This is a genomic window from Mucilaginibacter phenanthrenivorans (assembly GCF_024721155.1).
GTDB classification, from domain to species: domain Bacteria; phylum Bacteroidota; class Bacteroidia; order Sphingobacteriales; family Sphingobacteriaceae; genus Mucilaginibacter; species Mucilaginibacter phenanthrenivorans.
The window spans coordinates 21,261-38,692 of record NZ_JAHVAP010000021.1; the positions used below are offsets into that span (position 1 = coordinate 21,261).

Below are 17,432 nucleotides of genomic sequence, written 5' to 3' on the forward strand. Positions count from 1 at the left end.
AATTTGAAGTGCATTGAGATGTATATCACATTTAAATTGCCGAAGCAAAAGCATCGTGTTGTGCATGTCGCAGAGGTTTCGCACCTACGGAGCGAAAATGTCCTTTTCTCCTTTTCTACCAATATTGGGCTCCTATGGAGTCGCTGTTATGGTGGCAATTCAAGATAGATTGATGTCGAACTTTACGTAAAATCGCTATCCTTTTTAATCTGAAAACGTCCAACCGAACACTATTATTTTCGCTTGCTTTGCGACCCCATCGGGGTCAAATATTGGTAGAAAAAATAGAGAAAAGATTTTTCGCTCCGTAGGTGCGAAACCTCTGCGCCATGCATAAAGAGGATGTTATTAATAGCAAAAAATGCCACCCCAACCGGATGGTATTTTCTATTTTAATTAAACTTTTTCTACCAAACCTTCACCCTGTCCTTTTCCTCCCTGTACATTTTATCACCCGGCTTAATACCAAATGCCTTATAAAATTCCGGCATATTTGATACCGGCCCGTTAACCCGGTACATTTCGGGCGAATGCGGGTCAACATTAATCAACATCCTGTCAAGCTGCTCGCTTCTTTTTGAACGCCAAACCTGCGCGCAAGAAAGGAAGAAACGCTGATCCGGCGTAAATCCATCTATCTTTGTATCGCTTTTTCCCTGCGCTGTGTTTTTGAACGCCTGGTAGGCAATGGCCAAACCGCCAATATCGGCAAGATTTTCACCCTGTGTTAAATTTCCGTTTACATGAATGTTGTTTAAAACGGTAAACTGGTTATATTGATCAATCATCACCTTTACCCTGGTTTTAAACTTTTTGGCATCCTCTTTTGTCCACCAATCTTTTAAATTGCCGTCTTTATCGTACTGACGACCTTGGTCGTCAAAGCCGTGGGTCATTTCATGGCCGATTACTAAACCTATGGCACCGTAATTAATGGCATCATCAGCATCATTATCAAAAAATGGGTATTGCAGGATGCCAGCAGGAAAAACTATTTCGTTAAATGTAGGGTTGTAGTAGGCATTAACCGTTGGCGGTGTCATACCCCATTCGGACCTGTCAACCGGCTTGTTCACCTTCTTTAACTCTTGCTTATAATCGTGCTGGGCTATGTTCTGTAGGTTGCTGTAGTAACCGTCCTTATTGATGGTAACATCATCGTAATTCTTCCACTTATCCGGGTAGCCAATTTTTTTGGTGATGATGTCCAGTTTTGCGATAGCTTGTTTTTTTGTTTCAGGGCTCATCCAGTCCAGTTTTTCAATCCGTTCGCGGTAGGCGTTCTGCAAATTGTTTACAAGGGCAAGCATTCGTTGCTTGGCTTCCGGTGCAAAATATTTCTTTACATAAAGCTGGCCGAGCAATTCGCCAAGGCCACCATCAACTTTGTCAACAATGGTCTTCCAACGCTCCTTTTGCTTTTTCTGGCCGTTTAATATTGTGCCATAAAAATCGAAATGGGCCTTAATAAAACTTTTACTTAACGAGGTTGCCGCGCCATCAAGTACACCAAAGGCTGCTTTGTCTTTCCAAACTACTATTGGCTGATTTTTTAATAACGAGTCAAGCGCTTTATAATATCCTGGCTGACCCACCAAAACGGTATCGGTTTTTAAACCCATTAGCCGAAAGGCACCCGCAAGGTCAAGGTCCGGCATTTGTTTTTGAAAATCGGCAGCCGTGAATTTGTTATAGTTTTTCTGCGGATCGCGTAATTGTTCCGGACTTAAATGCGATTTGGCTATTTCAGTTTCTAATTTTAAGATCCCATCCGCTTTTGATGCGGCGAGTTTAGCATCCACACCGGTGAGCGTAAATAATTTAGCGATGTACTTCACATATTCGGCCCTGATTTTTAAAGAGGCGGAATCTGTTTTAAAATAGTACCCCTTCTCCGGAAGCGTTAACCCTGTTTGATCAAAATGGGCCACGTTTTTGGTGCTGATCTTATCATCAGGCGAAACATAGAATCCTAATAGAAATCCGTCGCCATTTTTAAACCCGGCAGCTGCCAGTTGCAGCAGGCCTTTATAATCTTTAACGGTATCTATATTGTTTAGTAATGGCTTTACAGGTTCATAACCTAATTTTTCAATAGTGGCAGTATCCATTCCGCTCTTGTAAAAATCTGCAACCTTTTGCTCCAGGCTGCCTGCAGGGTTGTCGTCTACCGATACGTCTTCAAGGATGCTGTGGAGGTGTTTTTGATTGTCGTTATAAAGGATGTTGCCTAAGCCCCAACTATTTTCGCTCGGCGGGATCTTCGTGTCCTTGATCCATTTGCCATTGGCATATAAAAAGAAATTGTCCCCGGGTTTCACCGTGGTATCCATGCCTGATTTATCAAAAAATACAGTACGCTTCGGCGCATCTGCAGACACTCCTGTTTTAGGTTGCTTACATCCAGCCACAATAACCGCCGGTAAGGCAAGCAAAAGGTATTTTATAAGTTTCATGCTTAAAGGTTTTATAGGATAAATGTATGGAATATTATTTCTGGATTGCACCGATTGTTTCGAGATTACACCGATTAGAAGGTGCTTTGCTATTAACTTTTGATTAAAGGGAATTTCGCCATTTTTTGATTTTCCCGACAGGAATACTCCGTAAAATTCAATAAATCCCCAGGTTTCTTATCCGCACATTTGCATATCCGTCATTCGCACATTAACCTATCCTGTTAATATTCAGTTAAATGTTAACAAATAAATCATACCATCCTAACGTTTATATGAAACGTTATCGCTTATTTTTATAGACCGTAAAAAGGTCAGCTAAAATTTAACCCTAAAAATAAATTTATGACCTGGAGAAAATTTAGCGGCGAGATCATTAATTCGCCCATTTTAGAAGAGGTAGAGCGGGCCATTGAACGGGAGGCCAACCTCGGCAACAAACTCAAAGTATGTATCGGAACAGATTCGCAGGTAAAGGGCCTGGTAACTGATTTTGCAACGGTAATTGTTTTTTTGCGGGAGCAGAGAGGAGGATTTATGTTCATCCACCAGGAACGCACCTCGCAAAAAATGAGCATTAAGGAAAGAATGTTGAACGAAGTGCAAAAATCAATTGACATTGCTTACAAATTGTGTGACCTGCTTGATCTTTACGATGTAGACCTTGAAGTACATGCCGACATTAACACCAACCCAATGTTTAAGAGCAACCAGGCCTTGCACGAGGCTATGGGTTACATTTTAAGCATGGGCTTTGTATTCAAGGCAAAACCAGAAGCTTTCGCCAGTTCATACTGTGCCAATAAAATGGTTCAGTAAAATTGCTGAAAACAATTTCGGTGTGGCTATATTTGATATTTATATATCAAAGCAGCTATGTCGCCACTAATTGAAATCAACGATCCGGCTTTTGCCGGCGCGAATACCATTCTTATCGATTCCCGCGGAGGGCAGGACTCTCACCAACGCTACCTCGCCGGGCACTTAAAAAATGCTATTTATGCTGACCTTGATAAGCACCTGGCAGCAAAAGTTACCGATGCCTCTATGGGCGGAAGGCACCCCTTGCCTGATGTTGAAGCCTTCGGCGCCTTATTAGGCACTTGGGGCATTACACCCGAAAGCCATGTTATTATTTATGACGATAAGTCGGGCGCGTTTAGCGCAGCCAGGTTGTGGTGGATGCTAAGGGCTATCGGCCATAAAAAGCTTCAGGTGTTGAATGGAGGCCTACAGGCTGCAAACAGGGCAGGCATCGAATTGAGCAAGGAAGAATACACCCCGGTTGCCACAAAACCATATCATACCCACGGAAACTATGCCGGTACAGTAGATATTGACGAGGCAGGTGAAGCCGCGCAGGATGAAACAAAGCTGGTGATTGATGTACGGGAATCGCCACGTTATCTTGGCGTAACCGAGCCGATAGATCTTATTGCAGGGCATATTCCCGGCGCTGCAAATTTACCTTACGTTTTAAACCTTGATGCGGAGGGTAAATACCTGCCTGCTGAAATTTTGAGGAGCATGTACCTCGATGCCATCGGTAACGTTGAGCCTGCAGCGGTGATTGTTCATTGCGGATCAGGCGTTACGGCTTGCCATACACTGCTTGGAATGGCCTACGCCGGAATTAATGAACCCCGTTTATATGTAGGCTCGTGGAGCGAGTGGTCAAGAAGAGATTTGCCAATGGCGAAGGGCGGAAATTAGTGATTTAGTGAATGGGTGAGTTAGTGAATTTGAAAAAATGACTGTTTAAATCAGCAATTCGCTAAATCACACATTCGCTAATTCACCAACTGATCCAATTCACTAATTAATTCAATCACTAATTCACTAATTAAATGACCACCCGCACGGCCCGCCAAAGTGATCTTGAAATACTTTTAACTTTTGAGCAGGGAATAATAAACGCTGAACGACCATTCGATCCTACATTAAAGGAGGGCGAGATCCATTACTATGATATCGGCAGAATGATTGACGAACCGGATGTGGAAGTTGTAGTTGCTGAAATTGATGGCGAAGTTATCGGATCGGCTTATGCCCGGATTGTAGATTCAAAGGTCTACCTGCGGCATCCCCAACATGCACACCTTGGTTTTATGTATGTAAAGCCTGAGCATAGGGGTAAGGGAGTAAACAATAAAATTATTGAAGCGCTCAGGCAATGGGTGATCTCCCGTGGCGTAATAGAAATGCGGCTTGAGGTTTATAATGATAATCTTCCGGCAATTAAAGCGTATCAAAAAGCGGGCTTTACACCTAATTTGCTGGAAATGCGAATTGGAGTCAATAAATCATAAATCTACCTAAACACATAAAACAATGAAAAAACTTTTTCCCGTACTCGCTCTTTTCCTGGTTCCATTTTTTTGCAAAGCGCAGTCGCTGGTTCCGGATTCAACCACATTAAATAAAACAGGCGATAAAGCTCCGGTTTTCGAGTTCAATCTTTCAAAGGAAAAGAAGGCTAACCTTACCGACTATCATGGCAAGATAGTAATGATCAACTTTTTTGCTACCTGGTGCCCGCCATGTCGCGCGGAATTGCCAAGGGTGCAAAAGGAGATCTGGGAAAAGTATAAGGACAATCCCAAATTTGCCCTCTTCGCCCTTGACCGCGAGGAAGGTTGGGATAAAACACTACCTTTTAAAGAGCAAAATAACTACACTTTTCCGATGCTGCCTGATGAGGGCGAAAAGTATTTAAATTATACGCCACACAATACATCCCCCGCAATGTTGTGATTGACGGGGATGGGAAGATCATCTACCAGTCCGTGGGCTATAGCGAAAAGGATTTTAAAGAATTGCTTGAGCTGTTAGCAGAAAAATTAAAATAAGCTACTCATCTATTTAATTTGAAAACATACGTTTTAAAAACCGAACAGGCTATCCCAATCAGTCTTGAACAAGCCTGGGATTTTTTTTCATCGCCGTTAAACCTGGCAAAGATCACCCCGAAGGAAATGCAATTCGTGGTAACGTCGGATTATAAGCCGGAAACTAAAATGTATGAGGGTATGATTATCACCTATAAGATCTCGCCGCTGCTGGGCATCAAAATGAATTGGATGACCGAGATAACCCATGTTAAGGATGGTGAATATTTTGTGGATGAACAACGCTTCGGCCCTTATGCCTTATGGCACCACGAGCATCACTTTAAAACAATAAAAGGCGGGGTGTTAATGAATGATATCTTAAACTATGCCGTTCCGTATAGCTTTATCGGGACATTGGCTAACAAAGTATTCGTAGGTAAGCAGATCGATAAGATCTTTAAATACAGGGAGCAGGCGATAAGGGAGATGTTTGGTGTTTTGAGTTAATTGAGTTGTATTAAGTTAGATTGAGTTGATTAGGTTACAAGCTTATAACTTAATCAACCTATTCAACTCAATCAACCATTCAACCTCCTACCTATAATCAAGCCTGTAAATAAAGGCCAGTGATACCGAAGTACCCACACCTGTGTTACGGCCTGTTAAAAATCTGCCGCCGCTTAAAAATAAGGAGGTTTCTCTTGTAAATGAATGGCCGAAACCTATAGATGCCTGCAAGAATGAATAATCTTTGTTTGTTTCCGGGATAACCGAAAAACGTTTATCGTTACTTTGAGAATAGATCCCGCTCAATGTAGCTGAGATTTGGTTCTCATAGTCCTGGTCAAGCGATATACCAAATGTACCGTTATACCTGTTTTGGATTGGTCCGTTGGTTCCAAAATATTGGCGAACCCCATCGGCTGCATTAAAGTAGGTGCTTAAACCGCCCAAATGGCCTGTGCCCGAAAAGGCAAGCTTTAATTCTGCGCCTTCCTGGCCATAGCCTAAGCTTTGGTTATTCGAGTATAAAGGCGTAATGGCTGTTCCCTGGATAGAAAAATAATAAATGAAGTCGATGTTCGCCAGGTAGTATCTGATGCCTGTTTCCAGGTCGGTTAGGCCCGAACTGGTGGCTGTGGCAGTATTGTCCTGGCTGTACATGTTATATACAAATGGTAAAGACGCAACTGCAGCAAATTTTCTGCTGATACCATATTCTGCATATAGTGTTACACCTACAGAGGAAAAGCGGCCATTATTAGGAAATGATTTTTTTACCCCGGTTGAATCCCATTGTGAGTTAGCAAAAAAGTAACTAACAGAGGGAGCAATCAATAAACGGCCCGGTCGGGTAGGGAAACCACCATCGGCATAGCTGAGGCTATAGGTTGCCGTAAAAAGTATCAGGGTTGAAAATAAAAGTCTGGTAAAAGTCTTCAAAAGGCTCATGATTAATGGTTAATGTTAAAACAATGCAAATGTATCACGCATCCAGCGTCCTTCATATACTTCGTACTTTTTACCGATCTCGTGTCCAAGGTCCCTGAAAACTATCAGGTGCTTTTGTGAACGGATACCGTTATAAAGTGTATATACCGTATTTGGCGGTGCAATATTGTCAACCAGACCCAAACCAACCAATGTTGGGCATTCCAGGTCTGATGCAAAATTCTTCGCATCAAAGTAATCCAGGTTGTTTAGCACCTTATCAAAGGTTAAGCCCGGCCTTGTATTAACATATCTCCTTATGTCAATAAATGGCCAGTCAACCTGGTCAACCAAATTGCGTACATCACTAAGTATAGGATTCGCAGCTGAACAGAAGCTTATACGTTTATCGACGCTAGAAGTTGCAAGCGCTAAAAATCCACCGAGGCTACCGCCTACCGCAATAATATTGTCATGCCTTAATTCAGGACGCGAGCAAATAAAATCAACGGCGCGTACGCAATCCATAATGGCGCCGCGTAAAACGTATTTATTCTTATCCTCAATACCCAGGGTTATATAGGTTTCCCGCCGCACGTTTATTACGTCGCGGCTGTTGCCTTGTCCTCGTATATTTAAGGAGAATATCGCAACATCAGGATCGGTTCCGTACAACGGCTTCAAATCAACCTGGTAGCCCGGTAAACCCAGCATCACCACAAATTTTTTGTTCTTGTTCTTTGATTTTGGCTCGGTAAGCCATCCGCGAATGGTTAGACCACCCAATGATTTCATTTCCACTAAGAATACCCTGCGCCCGTCCTTGCTTGAATCGGGCATTTCAGTAACCTTGTATTCGGGCTTTACTTTGTCAAGTTCCAGCTTCGAATTGTGCCAGAATGATTCGAAATCAGCAGGCTTGCCGTATTGTGAACGCAATTCTTCAGGCCTTATGCCGAATGCCTTACGGGTAGTGTCGTCATAATCGGTGACATTGATCATGAAGCTTATTTTGTAAAAGCCCGACGGCAAATTATGAATATCAAAATTATAGCTCGCAGAGCCTCTTTTGCCGATGTCAACCCTTACAGAATCTGATTTTAGGTGTTTGCCTGCCTCGGTGGTTACCAGGTATTTAACCCTGCCTTTTTGAGGTGTATTATAAGTGCTGGTAACGTCAAATGTATAGGACGCAGTCGAACTAAAGATCCCGTCCTTACTATGGGTAGTTACAACCGTATTTACAGTTCCATCGCCTCCGTCTTGTGCAAACGCCTGTTGGGCCCCTGTTAAAATAAGAAGGCTGAAAACTATAGTCAGAACTTTATTTGTAAATCTTGTCATCATTTTAACTCGTAATTGGCAGCAATTTATAACCGGTAGTTAACCTGTTTTTTCCTTTTTGTCTGCCTTATATGGCTATTACCGTGCCGAAACGCGGTTTCGTATATTAACTATAACGAATATACCCATTATGGGGCTTTTTCGCCTAAAAACACATCTGCTAACCGCTAATTGTTTTTGCCCTGGATAAAAAAGTGGGTAAACAAATCAACAGTATTGGTCTACGGTATCCTGAATTTCTCCCGTAACCATAGGTTTTGAAACATAAAATAATCAAAATTCACTTCATGTGTGGAGTTTGGTACACACACGTATTCCTTGTTTGTGCTGCTGATATGGTTATATAAAGCCATGCTGCAGCGCGGCGGGCAAAATTGGTCCAGCAGCCCTATGCCCATCAGTACCGGGCATTTAACCATGGGTGCAAAATTCTGCGGATCATAATAATCAAAGGTTGCGTAAAACTTATCCCACGAAAAACCGGGGTGCAGGCTTTGATACTTCCGAAATACTTTAAATGGGAAAACCTGCTGATTGTATGAAGCTGATATGGCCTGTCCGTCATGAATATCAGCATAAAGCGGCACCTGCATGGTCAGTAATTTTACCCTTTTATCAAGCGCGGCGGTTACCAGGGCCAGTGATCCACCCTGGCTGCCGCCCTCTACAAAAATTTTAGATGTATCGATGCCCAGGTTTGCATGTGAGTACAGGAAGTCGAGTCCCCTGATACAATCCATGTAAACCCCACGATAAATGTATTTGTCCTTATTTTCGATGTTTATTACCGAGTAGTTATCGGTCCCAATGTTGATCACATCCTGGCTGTTGCCGTTTCCGCGCACATTAAGGTCGAACGCAATAAAATCGTCATTATCCATATTGGGTTTCAGCGTAACCACATAGCCCGGCACCCGGTAATGTACCGGAAACTTGCTGCCATCGGTAGGAACCACCAGCCAGCCACGGATGATCAAATTGTCATATGAATGCATCTCGACTGAATAAACCTTTTTGTCTGGCGTCGACAGATCCTTACGCTCCAGTACCCTGTAATCGGGAGCCACTTTAGCCAATAGTTCCCTGCTCTTCTTCCAAAAGGTATCAAAATCAGCTGGTTTATGCAGCTGCGATCTGATTTGTTCGGGGTTAACGCCGAACACACGCCGTACGGTGTCGTCATAATCCGGCAGGTTCACCATAAAGTTTATACGATAAAATCCGGTTGCCTTTTTTGGGATCGTTAACACCAGGTCCTTGCTGGCTTTGCCTTTAAGGTTTAGCTTAACAGAATCAAGAAATACCCTTTTGCCCTCATCGGTAGTTACCAGGTAAGAGAGTTTTCCACGTTGAAGACTATTGGTTTTATTGCTTACCTGTATTTTGTACCTTACTTCTTCGGTGCTTTTAAAAATGGCATTTTTGTTTTGCGGAGCGGTCTTTAGTACTACATCGCCGGTTTCTTCAGTCGCTTCCTGGGCGGCGAGCCGTAAGGATGATGCCAGTGTGAAGAATAAAAAAGCAAGTAAATAGCTGATCCTTTTCATAATTATAATTTTATAACCGCTAACATTGATCCGCCGTAACCCACGCCTGTATTTACGCCAAACGGCACATAAAAGCCTCCCACAAACAAGGAGAATTTACGTGTAAACGTATGTCCGAAATTTAGCTGCGGTTTGAAAAACGAATAATCATGCGCTGCAAAAATATTGCTGTTATATGCTTTGTTTGAGCTGAATGATCTGTATAATAAAATGTCGAGACTTACCTGGTTGTGTTTGGTAACAGGGTAGCCAACTGATGTAGTGAGGCTGATTTGATCAGGCCCCTGCGAGCTGTAGTATTTGCGATAGGCAAATTCGGTATTAAAATATCCTTTTTCGGCAATGTCCTTCGGCAGGCTGCCGCAAAACATCAGCTTAACCTCGGTGCCGTAACTGCCAAGCCCAAGCGGTGAAACACCATTAACACTTTTGTATAAAGGGATAATACCTGACACCCCGATAGAAAAGAACCGCACATAGTTAAAATTTATCAGGTTGTAGCTAAAGCCTGCTGTCATATCACCGAGTCCGGCATCAACTAAAGTGTTGCCCGGGGCAATTGTGTTTTGCTGATATAGGTAAGGGATAGTTGCTATAAAATCGAGCCGGCGCGACAGGCCGTAGCCCACATATAAATTTGCTGCGTAGGAGGTAAAGCCGGTTCCGGGTGTGCCTTTAATCACGTTGTCCTTGTCATCAAACCTGTCCTTTTGGTGATAGTAAGAAAACGTAGGGACAACAACATTACGGTATTTGCCAATAGGAAAACCTGCAAACGTTTTTAATGGTAACATTAAAACAATAAACAGGCAGGGGATAAGGAAAAACGTAAAGTTTTTTTTCATTTGATATTAAATGCGTTTGCGCTGTACATCGCTCAATCTTCAATCCCCTTCGGACGCGGTTTATACTTTATCAAAAAGTCCGACTTGCGGATGTAATGGTTTAGCGGTTCTTCAATTAGTTTAAATAAACATATAGAAACGGCATTTAATACGATAAAAATGAACAGAAGGTTTAAACTATCGTACTGAAAGGGCGAAATCCAATCCTTTTGCCATTTGTCATATAGCGTAAAAACGTAATCATTAAGGCGATTTATGTTTTCGTGCAGGATGTTGAACATCCAGCCCAAATGGATCAGATAGAAGATATACGAACTTTTTCCAAGCAGCTCCACAAAGGGTTTGGCCAGCAGTTTTTTGAAGGCTGTTTCCTCTGTCAGGATGCCGTAAAAGAACAGGGCTACCATCACGCATAAAAAATAATTATTGGTGATGATTCCTATCGGCGTTTCCAGCCCGGCCACCCAGGGTGCCCTAACCGGTTGTAATGCCATAACAAAAACACAAACAAATATCAGTAAGAAGCCGCCATAGGTAAAGCTGATCTTGTTGGTGCGGGTAAAACCCTTCTTCAATACATATCGCGCCAGTTGTACCCCTACAAAAAATTCAAAACACCTGCCGAAAAAGGTAAACAGCATCACGAAAGTAAAATTGCCAAAAAAGCCATGCCAGTTTACCCCGCGGAAAATGAACACCATTACAATGGCGAACAGGGTAATGATAACCGGCTGGATATAAAACTTGTTGTATTTTTTTGCGATGAGAAAGATGATGGGAGCTGAGAAGTAAAAACACTCCTCAACGGTTAAACTCCATCCCTGCGCTATGCCCGTATCCCAAAACTGGTAGAAGAAACCGCGCACAAAAGTCACGTTCATTATCAATAGCCCGATTGGGTTTGATGAGCCCTTGGTGACACTTTGGTCCTTGGTGATAAAATAGTAAACGAAGACGGCTAGCGTGAGTAGGAAATACATGGGATAGATCCTGGCCACCCTGTTTTTCAGGTATTGCTTAAACCAATCCGTAGTTAAATGAAAACTGTTATAATAACGGAATGTGATCAGGAACCCTGAAAGCACGAAAAAGATACTTACCCCGATATGGAACTCGCCTAAAAAGCGCTGGATGATCTGCGGGAAACCGCCATCAAAAATGCCCGCAAAGTGGGAAATGAAAACCAGGTATGCGGCCATTGCGCGTACCCCCGTTAATGCCGGAATATAATTTTGTAATGATTTTTGTGACAAACCGCTTAATAATATTTAAGTTTCTAAGATAAACCTATTTTGGGCTGTGTACGCAAAAAGTTAGTCAGAGGATGTGGAAAAGTTTATATTGGAGAGAAATTTTTCGTAGAGACGCAATACTTTGCGTCTCCTCATACTCAAAATAGGTTCGGTTCAGAGACACAAAGTATTGTGTCTTTACAGGGTTCAAAATTTAAATATTTCATTCTGGATAGCGTATAAAACCAGGCCTGTACGTGTTTTTAAGTTTAACTTTTGAAACAGGGATTCCCGATAATTGTCGACGGTGCGCGGGCTTACAAACATTTTGTCTGCAATTTCCTTGTAGGTTAATTCGGAGCAGCAGAGCTTTAAAAATTCAAATTCCTTCCTCGAAAAATCGGGCGTGCCATCGTCGGCAACGGAGCGGATCAGCTTGCCTGATACCATCTCGTTTATAAACGAGCCTTTTTCATTAATGGCCTTTATGGCTTCCAGTAATTCCCTTGGCTTTGATTCCTTTAACACATAACCGCCGGCCCCCGCCTTTATCATCCGGATAACTGCCTTATCATCCTCAAACATACTGAGCGCTAAAACTTTTACCTGCGGATATTTTTCCTTAACCCATTTGGTTGCTTCGTAGCCATCCATCACGGGCATATTGATATCCATCAGGATCACCTCAGGCAAGGGATGTTTCACCAGCATCTGCTGTAAATGCTGCCCGTTTTCGGCTTCAAAGATAATTGTTAGCTCGTCAAATTCGCTCATCAGCGCGGCCACGCCGTTCCTGAACAAGGTATGATCGTCAACAATGGCTATCGATATTGGGTTAGTTTGCATTTTTAAGGATATGAAGTAAAAATAGTTATTGCCGTACCCTCGCCCGGGGCGGAGTCGATGTTTGCCCCGCCGCCAATTATCCCTGCCCGCTTCCGGATGTTTTGCAGGCCCATGCCACCTTCGGTATGCTGCAGGTCCGCAGTATCAAAACCTACTCCATTGTCAGTGACCTTTAAGTAAAGCTGCTCGTTTTGATAATCAAGCCTGATGCTGATCTGCGTGGCATGGGCGTGCTTCATAATATTATTCAGGATCTCCTGCAAAATTCTGAACAGGATCAGGTCCTTTTCCGGGTTGTTAACTGCGGGCAATTCTCCATCCTCTGCATAGCTTACCTGGAATTTTTCAGATTTTTCAACCCAACTAACCTGGTGACGGATGGCTGCCGACAAGCCCATAACTACCAGCTGATCGCCCTGCAAGAGTTTGCCCAGGAGGCGCATTTCTTTAATTGAACGAATCGTGAGATCAATTGCCGCATCAACTTTTTGCCGGGCCTTAGGCTCATTATCCAACTCAATAGAGTTTAACGTTAACGAGGTTAAACTTAGTAGTTGGCCGATATTATCATGCAGATCCGCGCCGATGGTTTGCATGGTTTGTTCTTGCACTTCGAGTTGGGTTTTGGTTATTTCCTGCTGAAACCTAGCTTCTAACTTTTCTTGTTGAAGTATGTGTAATACTTGTTTTTTTCGATGAAACATTAAAAAATAAATTATAAAACCAGTCAGGCTGGCAAAAAAAATTGCAGAGCCAAAAACTAATTCATAAAATTCTAAATTATCATTTACCAAAGTCTTCATTGAGTGGCGATTTCCTATAATTGGCCTTGTGGAAATATAGTGACGTCGCCCAAAAACTATAATAAACTAAGTTAATTAACGACGAAACGACAAAAACAGGGTTTAAATTCAGATGATGTCTATTTCCAAAGTTTATTAAACCTAAGGATAGTAATTGCGTACTTGAGAACATTAATAAGGAAATGTTCAGCCAAAAGAAACTTTCTTTCAGGATTGAAACCTGCCTGGGCAGTTCTAATATTTTTTTTAATCCTAATAGGGAGTATCCTAAATAGATAATTTGAAATACAACTATACTATTGGTTGGAAAATTCCAAAAATGTTGTATGAAAAAGCTATTTATTAACGCATATGAAATTATCGGAATTTGTAAGTATTTGAGTCCCCTCATTGTTCCATTCGGTAATAGTTGAACATATATCGCTGTCAGGCAAGCATATTCTGCCACCGAAAAAACATGATAAATAGGCATACTGTTATGAAATCTGTCTGCTAAAAGCCTACTGGATAATTCGCTTACAAATGTAAGCCCAATTAGAATTATTAAAATTTTAAATGGCGTGGAATGCTTTTTTAATTGCATCACACCATTTAAAAAAATTGTCAGTAACAGAAGAAGATAAATATTAAAAATAATATTCATGGGTTATTATCTATCAAACTAAGTTTCCGCAAGCTGTCGGGCATGGATTCACATATTCATAAACGTCCCCTGGGTTGTCGAATTGAGGAGGAGCTGCAGGATTTGGCTTTGCGCCAGTAAAATAAATACTTAGTACTTTATCTGTCGTGCCCGGATGATCAAGATGCTTGCCAATCCAAAAGCTTATGCCTGTAAAAGTTGGATCAGACAAAATAATCTTAAGACTATCTGCGTCTATAAAAAATCCTTTAAATGGTCCTGCCGGCGCGTTGATTGCATTTGGACCCACGTTTATAAGCTGGAAATCGCTAATGGCGTTTATCGCCTTTTGTCTCTCAACGACCTGCGATGGGGCTAAAGATTGTTGTTGTTTACCTAGTTTGAATCGAAAGCTACTCATGATTTTTAAGATTTAAGTTTGCAATAAATTTAATAATTAATTTGTTATTTAACAATACAAAATTCCACACTAACTATCACATCCACAACGTGTTTATGCCTTTTTTAATGCCGTAAAATCACCCTATTAAAAAGGGTTTTGTTACGGTATTCTCATCTTTATTTCCTGTTGAGATTTGACGGTATTAATCATAAGCCGGTTAAGCCGAAAACGGAAATAGAGTAGGCACGCATTATTATGGAAACAACCTTTAAAAGCATAGCTGATTTTAAAAGCGCTATGGCCACAGACCCAACTTTACAAACTGCATTTCAAAATGACCCAGTGGAAGCAAGCAAAAACATCCATGAAAGCCCGTTGGACACGGATATATGGATCTATAGAATTGTTGTATTTGCTTTGGGGGCAACTGTTTTATCAATAATTATAGGAGTACTGTTTTTGGTTGGTGGCGGCGAAATAAAAGATGACAAAACTGTTCCAACCATTTTAACTGCAATAGGAAGTGCAGCAATCGGGGCACTGTCCGGGTTACTGGCTCCCTCGCCCAAGAACACAAAATAAATAAACCGGTGTCGCCGAAAACGGATCCAGAGTAGGCAATAAAAACAAAAAACAAGTCATGAAAAACTTTGCACTGTCTGCTGTTGACAATGAAGCAGCGAATTTTGATTTTGAAGAACTTAACAGCAGTGCTGAAACTGCCAAGGCAAATATTGCCAATGCAACCAGCGTTGCTGATATTAAGACTGAGATCTGTAATATCTGGAACAAGGTTGGCAGATACGTAAAATGGGCTGAAAATATTCCCGTTGTCGGTAAGTTCTTTGCTATTTTAGCTGATGTTCTCGATTCAATCTGCGGATAGAATTTGAATATATCTAGGGAAGAAATGTTTTGGACTTTTCTACTTCCCTGGATATTCTTTCACTCCCCTCCCTTCCCCAATCTCCTCTTCAACTCCGCAACTGGCATGGTAATCATCCTGCCGATTGGCTCCTTACCACGGTAAGTGATCACTCTCAACTGGGTTGCGTCCTTGGGCACTTCCAGTGGAGCTGTATATTTAGGGTAGAACCTGTCGGGGTAGGAGTTGTCAAAGCTGTAATAAATAGTGAGATCAGGGATCTCGTTCATCAGTTCGACGCTCATTATACTATCGACAGCCATTTTGGGTTTAAAATCGGGGTCGTACATGCTTGGCGCATATTTTACTTCAGCTTCATTTAGCCGGGCAAAATGTTTTTCAACTTTAGGATAGAAAGTGTTCCAGTTCTTCTTTTCGTTTGGCGACCATACCGATTCAGCGATAGCAAAGCCACGCGGCCAGGTCATGTACTCGGCCTGGCGGAAAGTAAATACCTGCTCTGTCCATAAATTGGCTTGGCCTCCCAAAATTAATTTGGCATCGGCACTGTCCGGTACCGGGTTAAACTGGTATGATTTGCTCAATCGCAGTGTTGCATACACATGAGGCTCCATCACGCGGTCACTTTGCATGTAGTCGAGGTACGCAAAGGTTGTTGGACTCATTACTACTTCGTGGCCAAGCTTTGAGGCAGTAATGCCGCCCTTTATCCCGCGCCAGCTCATTACTGCCGCCTTCGGACCCAGGCCGCCTTCAATTATTTCGTCCCAGCCCATAAATTTCTTACCCTTCGATTCCACTATTTTTTCGAGGCGCTTTTCAAAATAGCTTTGCACCTCTTCCATCGTTTTCAAATTTTCCTTTGCCATCAGCGCCTTAACATCGGCACTTTGCTCCCAGAAGTTTTTGGCGCATTCATCGCCACCCATGTGGATATATCCAAAAGGGAACAGTTGTGCCACTTCGGTTAACACTTTATCTAAAAAATCGTAGGTTTTTTCGCTGGCTGGGTTTAGCGTATTGTCAACCAATGCCTTAATTCCACCTGCACCAAAATCCATCATGTGTTCACCCGAGCGTGTCTTATAGTTCTCGGCACCGGGTGTGCATGAAAGTTCGGGGTAGGATGCAACCGCCGCAAGGCTGTGCCCAGGAACATCAACTTCGGGCATAATGTTCAGGAAATGTGCCTTTCCATATTGAACCAACTCCCTGATATCATCTTGAGTGTAATATCCGCCATAAGTACGCGGTTCATCCGGTGCAGGCGGCGAGAAGCTTCCAAACTCACCTACTTTTTTAACGTTGTAGGCGCCAACCGTTGTAAGTTTCGGCAGGCTTTTTATTTCGATGCGCCAGCCTTCATCGTCTGTAAGGTGCATGTGCAGCAGGTTGAATTTATAACGCACCATCTGGTCGATATACTGTTTAACTTCCTCCTTTGTAAAGAAGTGCCTTGATACATCAAACATCAATCCCCGCCATGCAAACCTTGGGTAGTCGGTTATCTGCACACAAGGCGCGGTCCATTTAATATGGCTAACTTCTGCGCCTTCTATTTCCTTGGGGAACAACTGCATCAGCGTTTGTACGCCGTAAAACAAGCCCGCAGGTTCATTTGCGCGAATAACAATCCCTTTTACGCCCACCCAAAGTTCATAACCCTCCTTACCCAAAACGGTATCGGTTTTGGTGCTCAACAGTAATTTGATGGTGGCCGGTACTGCAAACTTGCTCTTTACTGTAACCAAAGCGCCGGTTGCTGTCGCCAATTTTGTTTTAAGATATGAGGTAACATTTACCATTTCGGCGCTTGTGCCTGCCTGTATGGTGATATTTTTTGGGAGAACAAATTGCCCCGGCTTTGTAGTGATGCTTACTGGTTCAGGAATTATTGCCAATGTTGTTTTGGTGGCCTGTCCAAACGACAACAATGAAACAAGGCAGCAGGAGAATGCGAGGGATAGTTTTTTCATAGCAGATAAAATAACGATTTAAACGGGAGGGGTATCTGCCTGCAAATTATACTTTTTAAATAATATTAAAAAGTGTAATCGGATTAAGTTGAAGTAAATGTTGAATAGAGAAGCGTATTAGAGTTAACAGGCTGTAAAGTTCAAACAAATTTTCCGTTTGCTCTTAAAATTAAAAAAATCAATAATTTATCAAATCGCAGTAGTAATGGC

Annotated in this window: 17 protein-coding genes; 7 read left to right on the forward strand and 10 right to left on the reverse strand. The window is 42.3% G+C overall.

Annotation, left to right across the window (positions count from 1 at the left end; all coding sequences use genetic code 11):
* Nucleotides 1-407: 407 nt before the first annotated feature.
* Entirely contained in the window at nucleotides 408-2,456 is a 2,049-nt protein-coding gene (locus KXD93_RS29360) for a M13 family metallopeptidase (RefSeq protein ID WP_258141128.1), read from the reverse strand.
* 345 nt (nucleotides 2,457-2,801) lie between these two features.
* On the opposite strand from KXD93_RS29360, the gene KXD93_RS29365 reads away from it, so the two are divergent.
* The 5 genes from KXD93_RS29365 to KXD93_RS29385 all read left to right on the forward strand — a co-directional run bounded on the left by KXD93_RS29365 (nucleotide 2,802) and on the right by KXD93_RS29385 (nucleotide 5,794).
* On the forward strand, nucleotides 2,802-3,275 hold the full coding sequence (locus KXD93_RS29365; protein ID WP_258141129.1) for a ribonuclease H-like YkuK family protein: 474 nt from the start codon (nucleotides 2,802-2,804) through the stop codon (nucleotides 3,273-3,275).
* 57 nt (nucleotides 3,276-3,332) lie between these two features.
* Nucleotides 3,333-4,169 (forward strand): sulfurtransferase, encoded by an 837-nt coding sequence (locus tag KXD93_RS29370; protein WP_258141130.1) that lies wholly within the window; start codon nucleotides 3,333-3,335, stop codon nucleotides 4,167-4,169.
* Between the two features lie 134 nt (nucleotides 4,170-4,303).
* Nucleotides 4,304-4,765, forward strand: a complete 462-nt coding sequence (locus KXD93_RS29375) for a GNAT family N-acetyltransferase (RefSeq protein ID WP_258141131.1) — start codon at nucleotides 4,304-4,306, stop codon at nucleotides 4,763-4,765.
* A gap of 22 nt (nucleotides 4,766-4,787) precedes the next feature.
* The gene (locus KXD93_RS29380; protein ID WP_258141132.1) at nucleotides 4,788-5,210 is read left to right on the forward strand and encodes a TlpA family protein disulfide reductase; all 423 of its coding nucleotides are present in this window, start codon (nucleotides 4,788-4,790) and stop codon (nucleotides 5,208-5,210) included.
* Between the two features lie 113 nt (nucleotides 5,211-5,323).
* Complete coding sequence (locus tag KXD93_RS29385; RefSeq protein WP_258141133.1) at nucleotides 5,324-5,794, forward strand: SRPBCC family protein; 471 nt, start codon at nucleotides 5,324-5,326, stop codon at nucleotides 5,792-5,794.
* Nucleotides 5,795-5,881: 87 nt separating this feature from the next.
* Here the strand turns inward: KXD93_RS29385 and KXD93_RS29390 are convergent, their stop codons facing one another.
* From KXD93_RS29390 to KXD93_RS29425, 8 genes are all read right to left on the reverse strand, one after another.
* Complete coding sequence (locus KXD93_RS29390) at nucleotides 5,882-6,739, reverse strand: hypothetical protein (protein ID WP_258141134.1); 858 nt, start codon at nucleotides 6,737-6,739, stop codon at nucleotides 5,882-5,884.
* 15 nt (nucleotides 6,740-6,754) lie between these two features.
* Nucleotides 6,755-8,065 (reverse strand): acetylxylan esterase, encoded by a 1,311-nt coding sequence (locus KXD93_RS29395; RefSeq protein WP_258141135.1) that lies wholly within the window; start codon nucleotides 8,063-8,065, stop codon nucleotides 6,755-6,757.
* Between the two features lie 218 nt (nucleotides 8,066-8,283).
* On the reverse strand, nucleotides 8,284-9,609 hold the full coding sequence (locus KXD93_RS29400) for an acetylxylan esterase (RefSeq protein ID WP_258141136.1): 1,326 nt from the start codon (nucleotides 9,607-9,609) through the stop codon (nucleotides 8,284-8,286).
* A gap of 2 nt (nucleotides 9,610-9,611) precedes the next feature.
* Entirely contained in the window at nucleotides 9,612-10,454 is an 843-nt protein-coding gene (locus KXD93_RS29405) for a hypothetical protein (RefSeq protein WP_258141137.1), read from the reverse strand.
* Nucleotides 10,455-10,486: 32 nt separating this feature from the next.
* On the reverse strand, nucleotides 10,487-11,707 hold the full coding sequence (locus KXD93_RS29410; protein ID WP_258141138.1) for an acyltransferase family protein: 1,221 nt from the start codon (nucleotides 11,705-11,707) through the stop codon (nucleotides 10,487-10,489).
* 186 nt (nucleotides 11,708-11,893) lie between these two features.
* Nucleotides 11,894-12,532 (reverse strand): response regulator transcription factor, encoded by a 639-nt coding sequence (locus KXD93_RS29415; protein ID WP_258141139.1) that lies wholly within the window; start codon nucleotides 12,530-12,532, stop codon nucleotides 11,894-11,896.
* A gap of 2 nt (nucleotides 12,533-12,534) precedes the next feature.
* Complete coding sequence (locus KXD93_RS29420; RefSeq protein WP_258141140.1) at nucleotides 12,535-13,143, reverse strand: sensor histidine kinase; 609 nt, start codon at nucleotides 13,141-13,143, stop codon at nucleotides 12,535-12,537.
* A gap of 848 nt (nucleotides 13,144-13,991) precedes the next feature.
* Nucleotides 13,992-14,378, reverse strand: a complete 387-nt coding sequence (locus KXD93_RS29425; protein WP_258141141.1) for a hypothetical protein — start codon at nucleotides 14,376-14,378, stop codon at nucleotides 13,992-13,994.
* A 237-nt stretch (nucleotides 14,379-14,615) separates the two neighbouring features.
* Here KXD93_RS29425 and KXD93_RS29430 point away from each other — a divergent pair, with 237 nt between their 5' ends.
* Together KXD93_RS29430 and KXD93_RS29435 are read left to right on the forward strand one after the other, a co-directional pair.
* Nucleotides 14,616-14,942: a hypothetical protein gene (locus KXD93_RS29430; protein WP_258141142.1), complete on the forward strand. Its 327-nt coding sequence runs from the start codon at nucleotides 14,616-14,618 to the stop codon at nucleotides 14,940-14,942.
* Nucleotides 14,943-15,000: 58 nt separating this feature from the next.
* Nucleotides 15,001-15,246, forward strand: coding sequence for a hypothetical protein (locus KXD93_RS29435; RefSeq protein ID WP_258141143.1), 246 nt, complete (start codon nucleotides 15,001-15,003; stop codon nucleotides 15,244-15,246).
* A 59-nt stretch (nucleotides 15,247-15,305) separates the two neighbouring features.
* On the opposite strand, the gene KXD93_RS29440 is transcribed toward KXD93_RS29435, so the two are convergent.
* On the reverse strand, nucleotides 15,306-17,222 hold the full coding sequence (locus KXD93_RS29440) for a beta-N-acetylhexosaminidase (RefSeq protein ID WP_258141144.1): 1,917 nt from the start codon (nucleotides 17,220-17,222) through the stop codon (nucleotides 15,306-15,308).
* Nucleotides 17,223-17,432: the final 210 nt, after the last annotated feature.

Bases quoted from the DNA above. Each gene is read 5' to 3' on its own strand.
- KXD93_RS29360 (WP_258141128.1), bottom strand. From the start codon at position 2,456: ATGAAACTTATAAAATACCTTTTGCTTGCCTTACCGGCGGTTATTGTG.
- KXD93_RS29365 (WP_258141129.1), top strand. From the start codon at position 2,802: ATGACCTGGAGAAAATTTAGCGGCGAGATCATTAATTCGCCCATTTTA.
- KXD93_RS29370 (WP_258141130.1), top strand. From the start codon at position 3,333: ATGTCGCCACTAATTGAAATCAACGATCCGGCTTTTGCCGGCGCGAAT.
- KXD93_RS29375 (WP_258141131.1), top strand. From the start codon at position 4,304: ATGACCACCCGCACGGCCCGCCAAAGTGATCTTGAAATACTTTTAACT.
- KXD93_RS29380 (WP_258141132.1), top strand. From the start codon at position 4,788: ATGAAAAAACTTTTTCCCGTACTCGCTCTTTTCCTGGTTCCATTTTTT.
- KXD93_RS29390 (WP_258141134.1), bottom strand. From the start codon at position 6,739: ATGAGCCTTTTGAAGACTTTTACCAGACTTTTATTTTCAACCCTGATA.
- KXD93_RS29395 (WP_258141135.1), bottom strand. From the start codon at position 8,065: ATGATGACAAGATTTACAAATAAAGTTCTGACTATAGTTTTCAGCCTT.
- KXD93_RS29400 (WP_258141136.1), bottom strand. From the start codon at position 9,609: ATGAAAAGGATCAGCTATTTACTTGCTTTTTTATTCTTCACACTGGCA.
- KXD93_RS29405 (WP_258141137.1), bottom strand. From the start codon at position 10,454: ATGAAAAAAAACTTTACGTTTTTCCTTATCCCCTGCCTGTTTATTGTT.
- KXD93_RS29415 (WP_258141139.1), bottom strand. From the start codon at position 12,532: ATGCAAACTAACCCAATATCGATAGCCATTGTTGACGATCATACCTTG.
- KXD93_RS29425 (WP_258141141.1), bottom strand. From the start codon at position 14,378: ATGAGTAGCTTTCGATTCAAACTAGGTAAACAACAACAATCTTTAGCC.
- KXD93_RS29430 (WP_258141142.1), top strand. From the start codon at position 14,616: ATGGAAACAACCTTTAAAAGCATAGCTGATTTTAAAAGCGCTATGGCC.
- KXD93_RS29435 (WP_258141143.1), top strand. From the start codon at position 15,001: ATGAAAAACTTTGCACTGTCTGCTGTTGACAATGAAGCAGCGAATTTT.
- KXD93_RS29440 (WP_258141144.1), bottom strand. From the start codon at position 17,222: ATGAAAAAACTATCCCTCGCATTCTCCTGCTGCCTTGTTTCATTGTTG.